General features: G+C 67.9%; 12 protein-coding genes and 1 riboswitch. Of the genes, 9 read left to right on the top strand and 3 right to left on the bottom strand.

Translation table 11 applies throughout. The features are described from left to right. Positions 1 to 13: 13 nt before the first annotated feature. The 8 genes from GBRO_RS13695 (at position 14) to GBRO_RS13730 (ending at position 10,951) form a co-directional block, all read left to right on the top strand. Positions 14 to 964 carry a M56 family metallopeptidase gene (locus GBRO_RS13695; RefSeq protein ID WP_012834501.1) on the top strand — a complete coding sequence of 317 codons (951 nt, stop codon included), beginning with the start codon at positions 14 to 16 and terminating at the stop codon, positions 962 to 964. A gap of 106 nt (positions 965 to 1,070) precedes the next feature. Beyond that, positions 1,071 to 2,528: an NADP-dependent phosphogluconate dehydrogenase gene (gene gndA, locus GBRO_RS13700; RefSeq protein WP_012834502.1), complete on the top strand. Its 1,458-nt coding sequence runs from the start codon at positions 1,071 to 1,073 to the stop codon at positions 2,526 to 2,528. A 19-nt stretch (positions 2,529 to 2,547) separates the two neighbouring features. Then, on the top strand, positions 2,548 to 3,984 hold the full coding sequence (guaB1, locus tag GBRO_RS13705) for a GMP reductase (protein ID WP_012834503.1): 1,437 nt from the start codon (positions 2,548 to 2,550) through the stop codon (positions 3,982 to 3,984). 4 nt (positions 3,985 to 3,988) lie between these two features. Next, positions 3,989 to 5,374, top strand: coding sequence for a hemolysin family protein (locus GBRO_RS13710; RefSeq protein WP_012834504.1), 1,386 nt, complete (start codon positions 3,989 to 3,991; stop codon positions 5,372 to 5,374). Then, positions 5,367 to 6,443, top strand: a complete 1,077-nt coding sequence (locus tag GBRO_RS13715; RefSeq protein WP_012834505.1) for a hemolysin family protein — start codon at positions 5,367 to 5,369, stop codon at positions 6,441 to 6,443. Before GBRO_RS13710 ends, GBRO_RS13715 begins: the two co-directional genes overlap by 8 nt. Next, complete coding sequence (locus tag GBRO_RS13720) at positions 6,443 to 7,330, top strand: hypothetical protein (protein WP_012834506.1); 888 nt, start codon at positions 6,443 to 6,445, stop codon at positions 7,328 to 7,330. Before GBRO_RS13715 ends, GBRO_RS13720 begins: the two co-directional genes overlap by 1 nt. A 135-nt stretch (positions 7,331 to 7,465) precedes the next feature. Then, a complete protein-coding gene (locus GBRO_RS13725) occupies positions 7,466 to 9,640 on the top strand; it encodes a malate synthase G (protein ID WP_012834507.1) in 2,175 nt (724 codons plus the stop codon). Positions 9,641 to 9,766: 126 nt separating this feature from the next. Then, a complete protein-coding gene (locus GBRO_RS13730; protein WP_012834508.1) occupies positions 9,767 to 10,951 on the top strand; it encodes a hypothetical protein in 1,185 nt (394 codons plus the stop codon). A gap of 133 nt (positions 10,952 to 11,084) precedes the next feature. Here GBRO_RS13730 and gcvP read toward each other — a convergent pair whose 3' ends face one another. Next, positions 11,085 to 13,967 carry an aminomethyl-transferring glycine dehydrogenase gene (gene gcvP / locus GBRO_RS13735; protein WP_012834509.1) on the bottom strand — a complete coding sequence of 961 codons (2,883 nt, stop codon included), beginning with the start codon at positions 13,965 to 13,967 and terminating at the stop codon, positions 11,085 to 11,087. 211 nt (positions 13,968 to 14,178) lie between these two features. Beyond that, positions 14,179 to 14,284, bottom strand: a riboswitch (glycine riboswitch). A gap of 94 nt (positions 14,285 to 14,378) precedes the next feature. Next, the gene (locus GBRO_RS13740) at positions 14,379 to 14,807 is read right to left on the bottom strand and encodes a MerR family transcriptional regulator (RefSeq protein ID WP_012834510.1); all 429 of its coding nucleotides are present in this window, start codon (positions 14,805 to 14,807) and stop codon (positions 14,379 to 14,381) included. A gap of 51 nt (positions 14,808 to 14,858) precedes the next feature. Between GBRO_RS13740 and GBRO_RS13745 the strand changes: the two genes are divergently transcribed. Continuing rightward, positions 14,859 to 15,866, top strand: coding sequence for an SDR family NAD(P)-dependent oxidoreductase (locus GBRO_RS13745; protein WP_012834511.1), 1,008 nt, complete (start codon positions 14,859 to 14,861; stop codon positions 15,864 to 15,866). Between the two features lie 4 nt (positions 15,867 to 15,870). Here GBRO_RS13745 and GBRO_RS13750 read toward each other — a convergent pair whose 3' ends face one another. After that, positions 15,871 to 16,524, bottom strand: a complete 654-nt coding sequence (locus tag GBRO_RS13750; protein ID WP_012834512.1) for a MerR family transcriptional regulator — start codon at positions 16,522 to 16,524, stop codon at positions 15,871 to 15,873. Positions 16,525 to 16,599: the final 75 nt, after the last annotated feature.

Genomic DNA, 16,599 nt, shown 5'->3' on the forward strand with positions numbered 1-16,599 from the left:
AAGGACCGCCCTGATGACAGCCCTGCTCTTCGGCATCCTGACCGTGGTGCTGGTCGGTCCCGCCCCGGAGGCTCTGTCCCGGGCGCAGTGGCCGATCCGCGCGCCACGGGCAGCGATGACCCTGTGGCAGGCGATCGCGCTGGCCGCGGTGCTCTCCGCGTTCAGCTGTGGTCTGGCCATCGCGGCCAATCTGCTCGCGCCGGGGCGCGACGGGACACCGACCACCCATCCCCTCCACGAGATCGAGCGCATCGGCTTGCCACTGTGGTCGGTCTACGTCGGCGTCTTCGCCCTCACCCTTCTCATCGGCGGACGTCTGGTCTTCACCACGATCCGCGTCGGACTGCGTACCCGCGCCCGCCGGGCCTCACACCGGCAACTGATCGACATCCTCGACCGCTGCGACCGCAGCGATGCCTCGCATCCCCTGTTCGCCCGGGATGTCCGGATGATCGACGTGGAACAGCCACTGGCCTACTGTCTACCCGGCCTCCGCCAGCGCGTGGTGGTCTCCGAAGGTGTGGTGCACCGCCTCACCCGCGACGAACTCATCGCCGTCATCGCCCACGAACGGGCCCACCTGCGGGCGCGGCACGACTTGGTCCTCGAGGCGTTCATCGCGCTTCACGAGGCGTTTCCGCGCTTCGTCCGCAGCAGCTCGGCGCTCGACGCGGTGGAACTGCTCGTCGAAGCCCTCGCCGACGACCAGGCCGTCCGGGCCACCACGCCGACGACACTCGGCCGCGCGCTGGTGGCCTGCGCCGACGCCGTGGCCCCCCGCGGCGCGATGGCCGTCGGCGGTCCGACAACTCTCGCGCGGGTGCACCGCCTCCGCGACGACCGGTCCACCCGGCTGGTGGCGATCACCGCCTACTGCGGTGCGGCCGCGATCCTCGTGGTCCCCACCCTCGCCGTCGCCATCCCGTGGCTCACCGAGCTGAGCCGACTGGTGTCGGCAGCGTGATCGCCTACCCGGCACGTACGGATGACGCCCGAGCCGAGCGCGCCGTCCGGCCGTCGAGGCGGACTCGATCGGCAGTCGATGTGGCCGAGGCAATAGGCTTGGTCCCATGAACAACGTCGAGTCATCGTCAACCTCCGCGCGCGCCCAGATCGGTGTCACCGGTCTGGCCGTCATGGGATCGAACATCGCGCGCAACTTTGCTCGCCACGGGTACACCGTCGCGCTGCACAACCGCAGCATCGCCAAGACCGACGCGCTGATCGAAAACCACGGTGGCGACGGTGATTTCATCCGCACGGAGACGATGGCCGAGTTCGTGGCCGCGCTCGAACGTCCGCGCCGGGCACTCATCATGGTGAAGGCCGGCGACGCCACCGACGCGGTCATCGAAGAACTCGCCGGCGTGATGGAACCCGGAGACGTCATCATCGACGGTGGCAACTCGCTCTACACCGACACCATCCGCCGTGAGGCGGCGATGTCGGCGCGTGGACTGAACTTCGTCGGCGCGGGCATCTCCGGCGGCGAGGAGGGGGCGCTCAACGGGCCGTCGATCATGCCGGGCGGACCGGCCGAGTCCTACAAGTCACTCGGGCCGCTCCTCGAGGAGATCTCCGCGCATGTCGACGGCGAACCGTGCTGTACCCACATCGGCCCCGACGGCAGCGGCCACTTCGTCAAGATGGTGCACAACGGCATCGAGTACGCCGACATGCAGCTCATCGGTGAGGCCTACGACCTGATGCGCAAGGCGCTCGACCTGCCGGTCGCCGAGATCGCCGAGGTGTTCCGGCAGTGGAACTCCACTGAACTCGAGAGTTACCTGGTGGAGATCACCGCCGAGGTGCTCAGCCAGGTCGACGCCGAAACCGGCAAGCCATTGGTGGATGTGATCGTCGACGCCGCCGGCCAGAAGGGCACCGGCCGATGGACCGTGAAATCGGCTCTCGACCTGGGTATCCCGACCACCGGCATCGCCGAGGCCGTTTTCGCGCGCGCGTTGTCGAGTTCCACCGCACAGCGCGAGGCCGCCCGCGGTCTGGCCGCCGGTCACCTCGGTGCCGCACCCACCGACACGGCCGCCTTCATCGAGGACATCAAGTCTGCGCTGTATGCCTCCAAGGTGGTTGCCTACGCCCAGGGATTCGATCAGATCGCCGCCGGCAGCGCCGAGTACGGGTGGAACGTCGACCGCGGCTCGCTGGCCACCATCTGGCGCGGCGGCTGCATCATCCGGGCGCAGTTCCTCAATCGCATCCGCGAGGCCTACGCCGACGATCCGGACCTGCCTAGCCTGCTGCTCGCGCCGTACTTCCGGGACGCCGTGGAAGCCGGCATCGACAGCTGGCGGCGGGTGGTCGCGACCGCCACCACGCTGGGCATCCCGGTGCCGGCGTTCGCATCGTCGCTGTCCTACTACGACGGCCTGCGCGCCGAACGACTGCCCGCCGCGCTCACCCAGGGCCTGCGGGACTTCTTCGGCGCGCACACCTATCAGCGTGTCGACAAGGCCGGGACGTTCCACACGCTGTGGGGCGGAGACCGGTCGGAGGTGTCCGAATGACGGCCGGCACCGCCTGATCGTGCGTTTCCTGTCCGGGCACCAGCCCAGCCACGACCTGACCTACGACGACCTGTTCATCGTGCCGAACAGGTCGAATGTCGCCTCGCGCTTCGACGTCGACATCTCCACCCACGACGGCAGCGGGACCACGGTTCCGCTGGTCGTGGCCAACATGACGGCGGTGGCCGGCAAACGGATGGCCGAGACCGTGGCCCGCCGCGGCGGACTGGTGATCCTCCCCCAGGATCTGCCGCTGGCCGCGGCGGCCGATTCGATCGCGTTCGTCAAGTCGCGGCACCTCGTCGCGGACACGCCGGTCGTGCTCACCGAGGACGATTCGGTGTCCGACGCGCTGGCGCTGCTACCCAAACGCGCTCATGGCGCGGCCGTCGTCGTCGCCGACGATGGGCGTCCGATCGGCATCGTCACCGAAGCGGCCTGCACCGGGATCGACCGCTTCACCCGGGTACGCGACGTCCTCGACCCGGCGATGGTCACGCTGCCTGTGGACACACCCGGCCGAGAGGTCTTCGACGCTCTGGGTGACCTGCACCTGGCACTGGCGGTGCTGGTGCATCCCGACGGCACCCTGGCCGGTGTCCTCACCCGGATCGGGGCGCTGCGGCACGGTATCTACCGGCCGAACGTCGACGCGGCCGACAAACTGCGGATCGCGGCCGCGGTCGGTATCAACGGCGATGTCGCGGGTCGCGCACGGTCCCTTGTCGAGGCCGGTGCCGACCTGCTCGTCGTCGACACCGCGCACGGTCATCAGGAGAAGATGATCGCGGCGCTCGACACGATCGCGTCCGCCCACCTCGGCGTCCCGATCGCCGCTGGCAACGTGGTGTCGGCAGAGGGAACCGTCGACCTGATCAAGGCCGGGGCGTCCATCGTGAAGGTCGGAGTCGGGCCCGGCGCGATGTGCACCACCCGGATGATGACCGGGGTGGGCCGGCCGCAGTTCTCCGCCGTCGCCGAATGTGCCGGTGCCGCACGAGAACACGGAGCACACGTCTGGGCTGACGGAGGTGTGCGCCACCCGCGTGACGTGGCCCTCGCCCTCGCGGCAGGCGCGTCCAACGTGATGATCGGGTCCTGGTTCGCCGGCACCTTCGAGTCACCCGGTGAGCTCCAGCGCGACGCCGACGGGATGTTCAAGGTGAGCTTCGGGATGGCCTCCAAGCGCGCCGTCGCGGCACGCTCGGCAGCCGACAGCGCCTACGATCGTGCGCGCAAGGCGCTCTTCGAGGAGGGCATCTCGAGTTCGCGCATCCGCATCGATCCCGGCCGGCCGAGCGTCGAGGACCTCATCGACCACATCTGTTCGGGTGTGCGCAGTGCGGCCACCTATGCGGGTGCGCACACGCTCACCGAACTGCACGACAACGTGGTGCTCGGCATCCAGACCAGCGCCGGATTCGCCGAGGGACGTCCACTTCCGGGCGGATGGTGATCGGGTGGAGACGCTGCTCCTCGTCGCGAGCCTCATCGGTTTCGTCGCCCTCACCCTGGGCACCGCCCTGTTCGTGGCGGCCGAGTTCTCGCTGACCGCACTGGAACGTTCGACGATCACCAACGACGTCGAGGCGCGCGGTGATCGTCGCGCCAAACTGGTGCAGCGCGCGCATTCGACATTGTCCTTCCAACTCTCCGGTGCCCAACTGGGCATCACCATCACCACCCTGATCACCGGTTACATCGCCGAGCCCGTTCTGGCGCGCATCTTCGGACCGCCGCTACGGTCGGCCGGGCTCGGCGAATCGGCCGCCTCGGTGACCTCCCTCATCCTGGCGCTGGTCATCGCGACGTCGTTGTCGATGGTGCTCGGTGAACTGATCCCCAAGAACCTCGCCATCGCCAAACCGCTCGCCGTCGCGCGCGCCACCGCCGGCCCGATGACACTGTTCTCCGCGGTGTTCCGGTGGGCGATCAACGGACTCAACGGGTCAGCGAACTGGATTGTGCGACGCCTCGGGATCGAGCCGACCGAGGAACTCGCCTCGGCCCGCTCACCCGCCGAACTGGTGTCGCTGGTTCGCAATTCGGCCCGGCACGGTTCCCTCGACGAGGACACCGCGACCCTGGTGGACCGATCGCTGAAGTTCGGCGAGCTGACCGCCGAAGACCTGATGACGCCGCGCGTGACCGTCGACTGCCTCGATCGCGACGACACCGTCCGCGACCTCGTCATGGCGTCCTCCCGTACCGGGCACTCGCGTTTCCCGGTGGTGGTGGACGGATCGCTCGACGACCTGGTCGGGGTGGTCCACATCAAACAGGCCTTCACCGTCCCGCCCGAACGGCAGGCGAGCACACCGCTGGCCTCGATCGCCCGGACGGTTCCCCGCGTGCCGACCAGCCTCGACGGCGACGCGTTGATGGAGCAGATCCGCGCCGACGGCATGGAGGTTTGCGTCGTCATCGACGAATACGGCGGAACCGCGGGCATCGTGACGACCGAGGATCTCATCGAGGAGATCCTCGGTGACGTCACCGACGAACACGACGACGAACGGGCCGATGTCGCCGAAGACGGCGACGGCTACCTCTGCGCGGGTCTGTTGCGCATCGACGAGGTCTACGAGGCCACTGGCTACCGCGCTCCCGACGGCCCCTACGACACGCTCGGTGGGCTGATCATGTTCTGTCTCGGCCGCATTCCCGTGGTCGGTGACACCGTCGAACTCCCGACGTTCACGCTCTCCGTCGACGACGAGGACGAACCGGAGATGCCGCCGTCACCGGAATCCGACGTCGCCTGGCAGGCGAGGGTGACACAGATGGACGGCCGACGCGTCGACGTGGTGTCGATGCGCCCGATCCCGGAGGACCGCCGTGGATGACCTGTGGGCCGTCGTGCTGGCGGTGTTCCTGTTGGCCGGCAACGCCTTCTTCGTCGGCGCCGAGTTCTCGCTGATCTCCGCGCGCCGGGATCGACTCGAGGCGCTCGAGCAGAGCGGGAAGAAGCGGGCGCGCACCGTCATCCGGGCCGGTGAACGACTGTCGCTGATGCTGGCCGGAGCCCAGCTCGGTATCACCATCTGCTCGATCCTGCTCGGACGCGTGGGCGAACCGGCCGTCGCCCACCTGATCGAGGCGCCGTTGGATCTGGTGGCGGTACCCGATGCGCTGTTGCATCCTATCTCCTTTGCCATCGCGTTGGCCCTCGTCGTGGTGTTGCACATCCTGATCGGCGAGATGGTGCCGAAGAACATCGCGCTGGCCGGCCCGGAGACCGCCGCGATGCTGCTGGTGCCCGTGCATCTGGCGTTCATCCGGCTGACCCGGCCCCTCATCGGCTTCTACAACTGGCTGGCCAACATCTCGTTGCGCGCGATGCGGGTAGAGCCCAAGGACGAATTGACCTCGACCGTCTCCCCGGGTGAACTCGCCCAGATGCTCAGCGAGTCCAAGCAGGAGGGGCTCATCGACGCCGAGGAACACGAACGGCTCACGCGGACCCTGCAGTCGGTCAACCGCACCGTCGATGAGGTGATGATCCCGCTGGACCGGATGCGCAGTGTGGCCGTCGAGGTCGACGCGGAGACCGGTGGTGCCGGTCCCACGCTCGGCGCGGTGGAACGCGCGGTGACCGACACCGGCTTCTCCCGCTTCCCGGTGCGCGGTCCCGACGGGACGTTCACCGGTTACCTGCATCTGAAAGACGTGCTCGACGAGATCCTGGACGAACGCATCGGTCCCGACACGATCATCGGCATCGACAAGATCCGTCCGCTACCGGTGATCGCCTCGACCACCGAACTCGATGAGGCGACCGGCGCGTTGCGTCGGACGAGTTCGCATCTCGGTGCCGTCGTCGACGAGAACGGCCGAACGGTCGGGGTGGTGGCGCTCGCCGACCTTGTCGAAGAGTTCGTCGGCAACGTCCGCGACGAGACCCACCGCGTCTGATGAGTGCGTCGGTCCGGACCGTTCTGACGCCGGCGCAGTGGCGTGATCGGCGAGACGCCCACCTCGCACGCGTCGACGAACTGATCGGCCCCTATCTGCAGGCGCGTCGGCGTGGGGTGAAGCACCCCGTCCTCGACTTCCTGTTCACCTACTATTCCTCGCGGCCCGCCGACATCCGTCGCTGGCATCCGGGGTTCGGCACGATCCTCGAGGACGCCGACGAGTACGCCGGCCTGCGCGGATACCGTCGGGTCGACGCAGGTGTCACCGCCGATCCTGCCCATCTGGCCGATCGCGCACAGACCCTCGATTCGGTCGCCGGACTGCTGGAGGTCACCGCTGCCCGCGAACCGCGGTTCGGCTGCTTCGGGCTGCACGAGTGGGCGATGGTCTACCGGACCCGCGACATCCGTCACGCGTTGCCGCTGCGGCTGGGCTCCGACGGCACCGACGCGGTGGTGGAGTCGATGCCGCTGCGCTGCACCCACTTCGACGCCTTCCGGTTCTTCACCGAACCCGCTCGGCCGCGCAACGCGACGACGCTGAGCCGGGCCACCCAGCGCGACCACGAACAACCGGGCTGTCTGCACGCGACAATGGACCTCTACCGCGCCTGCATCTCGCTGCGGCCGCTGTTGCCCTCGGAGGTGACCTTCGCGGCCTTCGAGATCGCGCTGAGCGCTCGTGAACTCGACATGCGGGCCAGTCCCTACGACCTGACCTCGCTCGGCTATCGGCCGGTGGCGATCGAGACCCCGGCGGGCCGGGCTGCCTATGTGCGCGAGCAGACGGCGATCGCCGGGCGCGGCGCGGCCGTCCGCGCCGAGATCCTCGAGCAGTGCCGTGCCTTGCAGGAGGCCAGGAACTCTGTTGCACCCCCGGAGTAGGGTTTCGAGGTGTCCACGATCACGGCGACGGGAGCCATCGGCGCAGGTCACCTATCCGGTAAGCCAGGTGAAGGCGCCCGTTACCGGCGAGTAGCATGAACACGATCGAATACGTCCGACGCTAGAAAGGCTGACATGTCCGACCGGATCACTGTCGACGGTTTGCAGGTCTCTTCCGTCCTCTACGACTTCATCAACAACGAGGCTCTGCCGGGGACCGGGGTCGACAAGGACGCGTTCTGGTCGGGTGCGGCCGCCGTGATCGCCGACCTCGCGCCCCGCAACCGGGACCTGCTGGCCGTTCGTGACGATCTGCAGGCCAAGATCGACCAGTGGCACCGGGACCACAGGGGCGAGCTCGACTTCGACGCCTACAAGGCGTTCCTGACCGAGATCGGCTACCTCGTCGACGTGCCCGCCGACTTCCAGATCGGCACCGACAACGTGGATCGCGAGATCAGCGAGACCGCGGGACCGCAGCTGGTGGTGCCGATCCTCAATGCGCGTTTCGCACTCAACGCCTCCAACGCCCGCTGGGGTTCGCTCTACGACGCGCTGTACGGCACCGACGTGATCCCGGAGACCGACGGCGCCGAGAAGGGCAGCTCGTACAACAAGGTGCGCGGCGACAAGGTGATCGCCTACGCCAAGGACTTCCTGGACAAGGCCGTGCCGCTCGAGCAGTGCAGCTACACCGATGTGACCAAGCTGGCCGTCGTCGACGGCGCCCTGCAGGTCACCCTGGACGATGGCACCACCTCTACGCTTGCCGATCCGTCCGCCTTCGCCGGTTACCGCGGTGAGCCGGACTCTCCGTCGTCGATCCTGTTGCGCCACAACGGCCTCTATCTCGACATCGAGATCGACCCGTCGTCGCCGATCGGGCAGACCGACCCAGCCGGCATCAAGGATGTCGTCATGGAGTCGGCGATCACCACGATCATGGACTTCGAGGACTCGGTCGCCGCGGTCGACGCCGACGACAAGGTGCTCGGCTACCGCAACTGGCTGGGCCTCAACAAGGGCGACCTGTCCGAGGAGGTCACCAAGGGCGGCAAGACCTTCACGCGCGTGCTCAACGGCAACCGCGAGTACACCGCACCCGACGGCACCGGCTTCGATCTACACGGCCGGTCGTTGCTGTTCGTGCGCAACGTCGGTCACCTGATGACCAACGACGCGATCCTCGACGCCGACGGCAACGAGGTGCCCGAGGGCATCCTGGATGCGCTGTTCACCTCGCTGATCGGCATGCACGGCCTCACCACCGATGCCGGCGTGCAGAATTCGCGTACCGGCTCGATCTACATCGTCAAGCCCAAGATGCACGGCCCCGACGAGGTTGCCTTCACCGTCGACCTCTTCGGTCGGGTGGAGAAGGTGCTCGGCCTGCCGGAGAACACCCTCAAGGTCGGCATCATGGACGAGGAGCGCCGCACCACGGTGAACCTCAAGGCCTGCATCAAGGCCGCACAGGACCGCGTGGTGTTCATCAACACCGGCTTCCTGGACCGCACCGGCGACGAGATCCACACCTCGATGGAGGCCGGCGCGATGATCCGCAAGGGCGAGATGAAGAAGCAGAAGTGGATCCAGGCCTACGAGGACTTCAACGTCGACACCGGTCTGGCGGCCGGACTGCAGCACAAGGCGCAGATCGGTAAGGGCATGTGGGCGATGACCGACCTGATGGCCGACATGGTGGAACAGAAGATCGCCCAGCCCAAGGCCGGCGCGACCACCGCCTGGGTGCCGTCACCGACCGGTGCGACCCTGCACGCCATGCACTACCACCTCGTCGACGTCTTCGAACGGCAGGACGAGATCGCCAAACGTGATCCGGCCTCGGTCGACGACATCCTGACCATCCCCCTAGCACCACGCACCGATTGGAGCGACGAGGAGAAGAAGGAAGAACTCGACAACAACTGCCAGTCGATCCTCGGCTACGTGGTGCGGTGGGTCGACCAGGGTGTCGGCTGCTCCAAGGTTCCCGACATCCATGACGTCGCGCTGATGGAGGACCGCGCCACGCTGCGCATCTCCAGCCAATTGCTGGCGAACTGGATTCACCACGACATCGTCAGCGCCGACGACGTGGTCGCCGCGCTCGAGCGGATGGCGCCGGTGGTCGACCGCCAGAACGAGGGCGACCCGGCCTACCGGCCGATGGCCCCCGACTTCGATGCCAGCATCGCCTTCCAGGCCGCCAAGGAGCTGATCCTCGAGGGAGCCAAGCAGCCCAGCGGCTACACCGAGCCGATTCTGCATCGCCGTCGCCGCGAGGTGAAGGCCGCCGCATCGGCCTGATCAGCCTCCGGTAGCGCAGCGCACCGGTCCCGTGACGCCCCGGCGCCCGACCGCCTTACCCCGCGGTCGGGCGCCGGGGCGGTATCGTCAGACCCTGGCAGCACGCACGCACGGAGGGCATCCACCTTGGCGCATCATCGGAGTACCGGCAGCGGGGGCGGGATCCGGGGTCGAGGTGTCAGCAGAGGCCTGATCTTCGCGATGCTCTCGATCATCCTCGTCGGCGCCGTCATCGTGACGTGGCAGCACCTCGGCGATCTCATCGACCGCAAGGCCGACGAGGACGCCGCCGCCTGCGTCGAGGGCCGCCAGGACGTCACGATCCGCGCCGACGCCGATCTCGCCGCCGGGTTGACCGCGATCGCGGAGAACTTCGCGAAGACCTCCCCGGTGGTTCGCGACCACTGCGTGAGCATCACCATCCGCCCGGACGCCGACGCCAAGATCACCGCCGACGCACTGGCCGGCACCTGGGACGACGCGTCGATGGGCACGTACCCGGCGGCCTGGATCCCGCAGTCATCGGTGTGGGCGGCGGAACTCGCGACCCGCAAACCGGATGCCGTGGAGGGTTCGCCGCGTTCGCTGGTGACCTCACCGGTGGTCCTGGCCGTCTCCCCCGAGTTCAACCAGACGCTCGGTGGAAACCTCGACTGGTCGCAGCTGCCCACCCTGCAGCGCCGTGATGCCAGCCTCGCCGATGTCGGCCTGAGCGGCTGGGGGTCGTTGCGGATGGCGATGCCGACCGGCCAGCAGGCGGATGCGAGTGCACTGGCCGCCCAGGCGGTGGCGGCCCAGGTGATGCGCACAACCGGTGTCCTGACGACCCAGGACGCGTCGTCGCAGCGCGTCACGTCGAGCGTCGAGGCACTGCTGCAGGGCGCACCGCAGCCACCCGACGGCACCCCGGCGGGTGCCGCGAAGGTGATCGCCGACGGTGCCGACGACGCTGCGTCGACGAGTATCCATTCCGTCCCGATCACCGAGCAGAAGCTGTTCCAGATCACCCGCCAGGACACCACGGCCCGCGTCGTCGAACTCCTGCCCACCGGCCCCACGCCGATCGCCGACTACCCGGTGGTCCGGCTGGCCGGCGATCGGGTGTCCGATGTCGCGACCGACACCGTCGCCGAGTTCGTCGCCTTCGCCGCTCAGCCCGACCAGCTCCGCCTGCTGACCGAACTCGGCTTCCGTGGTGACGCCCCGATGCCGCCCGCCACCGCATCGGTCACCTTCCCGCGTACCCCGGACCCGATGCCGAAGCCGGAGAACGGCGCGATCGTCGCGATCAACAAGCTCGTCTACCGCTGAGCCCACGCCGATCCTGCTGATCCCGGCCCGTCCTGCCGATCGAACCGCATCTCCCCCGCTGGTTGCGCCGCGACCGGCGAGCGTAGCGAGTCGGCCGCGTTCCAGAGGGAACCACCGGCAAGGACAGGCGACGTCAGCTGCTGAACGCCTCCACCGGTGGACAACTGCAGACGAGGTTGCGGTCGCCGAAGGCGCCGTCGATGCGTCGGACCGCCGGCCAGACCTTGGGCCGCCCGCCCGCGCTCGGTAGCCCCTGCGGGTAGACGGCAGCTTCTCTCGAGTACGGCCGATCCCATTCTCCGACAAGGCATTCGGCCGTGTGCGGTGCGCCGCGCAGCGGGTTGTCGTCGGCAGGCCAGACACCGTCGGCAACCCTGTCGATCTCTGCGCGGATCGCCACCATGGCATCGCAGAAGGCGTCGATCTCGTCGAGGTTCTCGCTCTCCGTCGGCTCCACCATCAGCGTTCCCGGTACCGGGAAGCTCATGGTCGGTGCGTGGAAACCGTAGTCGGCGAGCCGCTTTGCCACGTCGTCGACGGTGACGCCGGTGGCCTTGGTGAGGCCGCGCAGGTCGAGGATGCACTCGTGCGCCACATAACCGTTCTCACCGGTGTAGAGCACCGGGTAGTGGTCGCCGAGCCTCGCGGCGACGTAGTTGGCGGCGGCGATGGCCGTCAACGTGGCCCGGCGCAGCCCGGCCGCCCCCATCATCGCGATGTAGGCGTAGGTGATCGGCAGAATCGACGCCGACCCGTACGGCGCCGCGGCGATCGTCATCTCACCGGACAGTTCGGGAGCGAGCGGATGGCCCGGCAAGAACGGTGCGAGGTGCTCGCGCACCGCGACCGGTCCCACACCCGGCCCGCCACCGCCGTGCGGGATGCAGAACGTCTTGTGCAGGTTCAGATGACTGACGTCACCGCCGAAGTGCCCCGGCCGGGCGACCCCGACCAGTGCGTTCAGATTGGCGCCGTCGACGTACACCTGCCCGCCCGCATCGTGCACGGCCGCGCAGATCTCCCGGATGTCGTGCTCGAAGACGCCGTGCGTGGACGGGTAGGTGATCATGATCGCCGCGACCCGATCGGCGTTGTCGGCCAGCTTCGCCTGCAGGTCGGCGAGGTCGACGTCGCCGTTCTCCCGGCACCCGACGACCACCACGCGCATCCCGGCCATCACCGCCGAAGCCGCATTGGTGCCGTGGGCACTCGACGGGATCAGGCAGACGTCACGTCCGGCCTCGCCGCGACTGCGGTGATAGCTGCGGATGGCGAGCAGCCCGGCGTACTCCCCCTGTGAACCGGCGTTGGGCTGCAGACTCACCTTCTCGTAACCGGTGACGTCGACCAGCCAGTCCTCGAGGGTGCTGATGAGTTCCCGGATTCCGACGGTGTCGTCGGCCGGCGCGAAGGGGTGGAGTCCGGCGAAGCCGGGCCAGGTGATGGGCTCCATCTCCGTCGCGGCGTTCAGTTTCATCGTGCAGGACCCGAGGGGGATCATGCTGCGATCGAGCGCGATGTCCTTGTCGGACAACGCCCGCAGGTACCGCAGCATCGCGGTTTCAGTGCGGTACCTGTTGAATGCCGGGTGCGTGAGGAACTCCGAGGTCCGCGTCTCGATCGGCTGGGCGAATCCTCTCGGTCTCACCTCGGCGGCACTGAATGCGCGCAACACACGTCGGAGGTCGTCGTCGGTGGTGGTTTCGTCGCAGGCGATGCCGACCACGTCGTCGTCGACCCGCCGCAGGTTGACTCCCTCCAGTTTTGCCTGCTCCACAACCGCTTGTGCCTGGCCCGGCGTGCGAACCTCGATGGTGTCGAAGAAGGACGCGTGGGCGACCGCGAAACCGGCGGCGGCCAGGCTGTCGGCGAGAAGAGCTGCCGCCGAATGGGTTCGACGGGCGATGGCGCGAAGTTCGTCCGCGCCGTGGTAGGACGCGTACATCGCGGCGATCACCGCCAGCAGCACCTGCGCCGTGCAGATGTTGCTGGTGGCCTTCTCCCGACGGATGTGTTGCTCGCGGGTTTGCAACGCGAGCCGGTAGGCGAGGTTGTCGTCGGCGTCCTTCGAGATCCCCACCAGCCGTCCGGGCAGCTGTCGTGCGTGCTTGGCGTGCACCGACAGGTATCCAGCGTGCGGTCCGCCGAAGCCCATCGGCACCCCGAAACGTTGCGTCGTACCGAAGCACACATCGGCACCCTGCTCGCCGGGCGGTGTGATCAGCGTCAGCGCCAGCAGGTCGGCCCCCACGGCGGTCAGGGCCCCGCGCTCGTGCGCCGCTTCGATGATCGGGGTGGCGTCGACGATCCGCCCAGAGGCCCCGGGCACCTGCAGGATCACACCGAAGAACTCGCCCTCGGGCAGTCCCTGACCGGGCAGGTCCGGGTGTAGCGACGCCACAACGACCTCGATGCCCAGGGGTTCGGCACGTGTCTCGATGACGGCCCGTGTCTGCGGGAACAGATCCGCGTCGAGGACCACCCGATTCGACTTGGACTTGCCCGCGCGACGCATCAGCGTCATCGCCTCGGCGGCCGCGGTCGCCTCGTCGAGCATCGACGCGTTCGCAACCTCCATCGCGGTCAGGTCGCTGACCATCGTCTGGAAGTTGAGCAGGGCCTCGAGCCGACCCTGACTGATCTCCGGCTGATACGGCGTGTAGGCGGTGTACCAGGCAGGGTTCTCCAGGACGTTGCGGCGGATCACGGCCGGGGTGTGGGTGCCGTAGTAGCCGAGTCCGACCATCGAGCGGGCCACGGTGTTCGCGGCGGCAAGTTCGCTCAGACGTGCAGTCACCTGCGCCTCACTCATGGGTGCCGGCAGACCGGCCAGGGCATCGGTCTCGGTGTCATCGACGATGACGGCCGGCACCACGCCACGGGCGAGGTCATCGAGCGAGGAGACCCCGATGGTCTGGAGCATGCGGCCGGTCTCGTCGGCATCCGGACCGATGTGTCGGTCGACGAAGGCGGCGGACCGGATGGGTTCCGGGGATTCGGCGGGCAAAGCACTCATTGACGGGGACCGACCTCTCGCAGGACCCGAGTCGCGCATCGATCGCGCACGGGCAGCTGGCCCTCCCCCTCTGTCATGTCATCGATCGAAGGCCGATCGCGGACGCCTGAGAGATTCGGCAATCGGGGCTGCCACTGCAACGGTGCAGCAGCGCCGACGACGACCTTTCACCGTGGGCGGACGACGCAAGTCGTCACTTTCCAGAGACGCCGTCAACACCACGGTCCTGGGTGCCTGAGAGTTTGACGAGGAGGTATTGCTCCTTCGGCGGCCACCCGGGGCCTTGCGGCCCGGTGACGCTCTCCCGAGGTGTAGCGACGCGGGTTCAGCTTACCCGGCGGTTGATGCGCGCCGACGCTGCGACCAGCTGCGCGTGCGCGGAATCACTCGCCGACAGAGGGCCTGCGGTGTTCAGGTCCGAGCCCCGTGCGCGGGATCCCACAGTCCGGAAACGTTGCCGTCCCGGAGATGCTGCTGATAGACACCGGTCTTCCACGCGATGATCGAGCGAGCCTGTTCGAGTGCATGAATCTGCTCGTCTACCCGCTCACGTTGGGCATCGAGCAGCGCAAGCCGCTCTGCCTCGTTGCCCGGGCCGTCTCTGACGAGGGCGGCGAACCGTTGGAGCTCGGCCAACGGCATCCCCGACGCACGCAGGCGCGTGCAGATACGCAGCCACTCCGCATCCGCCGCACGGTATCGACGCCGTCCACCCGAGTCTCGCTCGATCGGAGCCACCAGTAGCTCTGCGTCCTCGTAGAAGCGCAAGGCGTGCACACTCATCCCGACTGCGTCGGCGACCTCACCGATCGCGAACCTTCGCGCGTCACCATCACCCATCGGACCACCTCACTTGACCTAGAGCGAACTCTAGCTCCTAGCGTCGGCGTCATGACAGTCATCCCACAGCGGCCGATGGGCTCCGGATTCACCGCCGAGAGCACCTCCGAAGACGTGATGTCGGGCGTCGACCTGCACGGCCGGACCGCTCTCGTCACAGGCGGCTACTCCGGACTCGGTCGGCAGACCACCATGAGTCTTGCCGCCGCTGGAGCCAATGTCATCGTTCCGGCTCGGCGCCTTGACGTTGCCATGGCCGCGTTGGGCGCCGTGCCCCGCACAACCGTGATCGGTGGCATAGACCTCGAGGACCTCGGCAGTGTTGAACGCACAGCCGAATCCGTCGCCCAGCTGACCAATCGGCTCGACATCCTGGTCACCGCAGCCGGCGTGATGGCCACCCCGCATCGGCTCGTCGGACCCGGGTGGGATCACCAGTTGACCGTCAACCACCTCGCGCATTTCGCCCTGGTCAACCACCTGTATCCACTGCTCGCCGAGGCTGCGGGCGAGCACACCGCGCGAGTCGTGGTGTACTCATCAGCCGGCCACCACTTATCCGACATTCGTTGGTCCGATCCACATCTGCGCACCGGATACGACAAATGGATCTCCTACGGACAGTCCAAGACCGCGAACGCGCTGTTCGCTCTTCACCTCGATGCGCTTGCCAAGACATCCGGGGTTCGCGCGTTCTCCCTGCATCCGGGCAAGATCCTCACGGGTCTGCAGCGCCACCTCGACGTCGCCGAGCAAGTGGAGAAGGGATGGATCGACGATGCCGGGCGCGTTGTCGATCCCGGATTCAAGTCACCTGCGCAAGGTGCTGCGACAGCGCTCTGGGCAGCCACCTCGCCACTGCTCGACGGCTGTGGCGGCCTCTACCTCGAGAACTGCAACATCGCGAACGTGACCGCGTCGGGCGGCACCGTCGACGACGGCGGGGTCGCACCCCATGCAATGAACAGTGATGCGGCCGAACGCCTCTGGCAGATGTCCACGACCATGACAGCGCGTCATGGTCGTGTATCAGAAGCAGGTCGCCAACGTCCGCGATAGCGCCCTATCCCGTGCGCCGCGCCCGGTTCTTGCGCCGCGCAGCGAGTTCGTCCTCGGGGGACGTCTCGCTGACAGCGCCGTCGGCGCGCTCGCCCGGGAAGTCGGCAATGGTGCCGGTGAGTTCGCGCATCGCGCCACTGACTGCGATGCCGAACACGCCCTGCCCGCCCTGCAACAGGTCGACGACCTCTTCAGCAGACGTGCACTCGTAGACGGTGGTCCCGTCGGAGAACAGCGTGATGCGGGCCAGATCCTCCACCCCACGCTGCCGCAGGTGGTCGACGGCGACCCGGATGTTCTGCAGTGAGATCCCGGTGTCGAGCAGACGCTTCACGATCTTGAGGACAAGGATGTCCTTGAACGAGTACAGCCGCTGACTACCCGAACCCGCCGCACCTCGGATCGAGGGTACGACGAGCGAGGTGCGGGCCCAGTAGTCGAGCTGGCGGTAGGTGATCCCTGCGATCTGGCAGGCACTGGGCACGCGATAGCCGACGAGTTCGTCGGGGACGGTGTCGTTGGGGAACAGGCCGGGCGCGATGTCGTCGAGGCTGCCCTGCGTGGGGCCCTGCGCCGGCCGCGCCCCTGTCACGCCGCCGTCCGGCGGCGTCCCCTCGCCGTGTGACGTCGATGTGCTGTCGACCGGCTGATCGCCCACTGCAGACTCCCTCGCAAGCCTCGGATCGGACCGTCACATAATGCCCGGCACCGGCGTCCACTCTACGCGGCGCGG

This window comes from Gordonia bronchialis DSM 43247, from assembly GCF_000024785.1.
GTDB classification, from domain to species: Bacteria; Actinomycetota; Actinomycetes; order Mycobacteriales; family Mycobacteriaceae; genus Gordonia; species Gordonia bronchialis.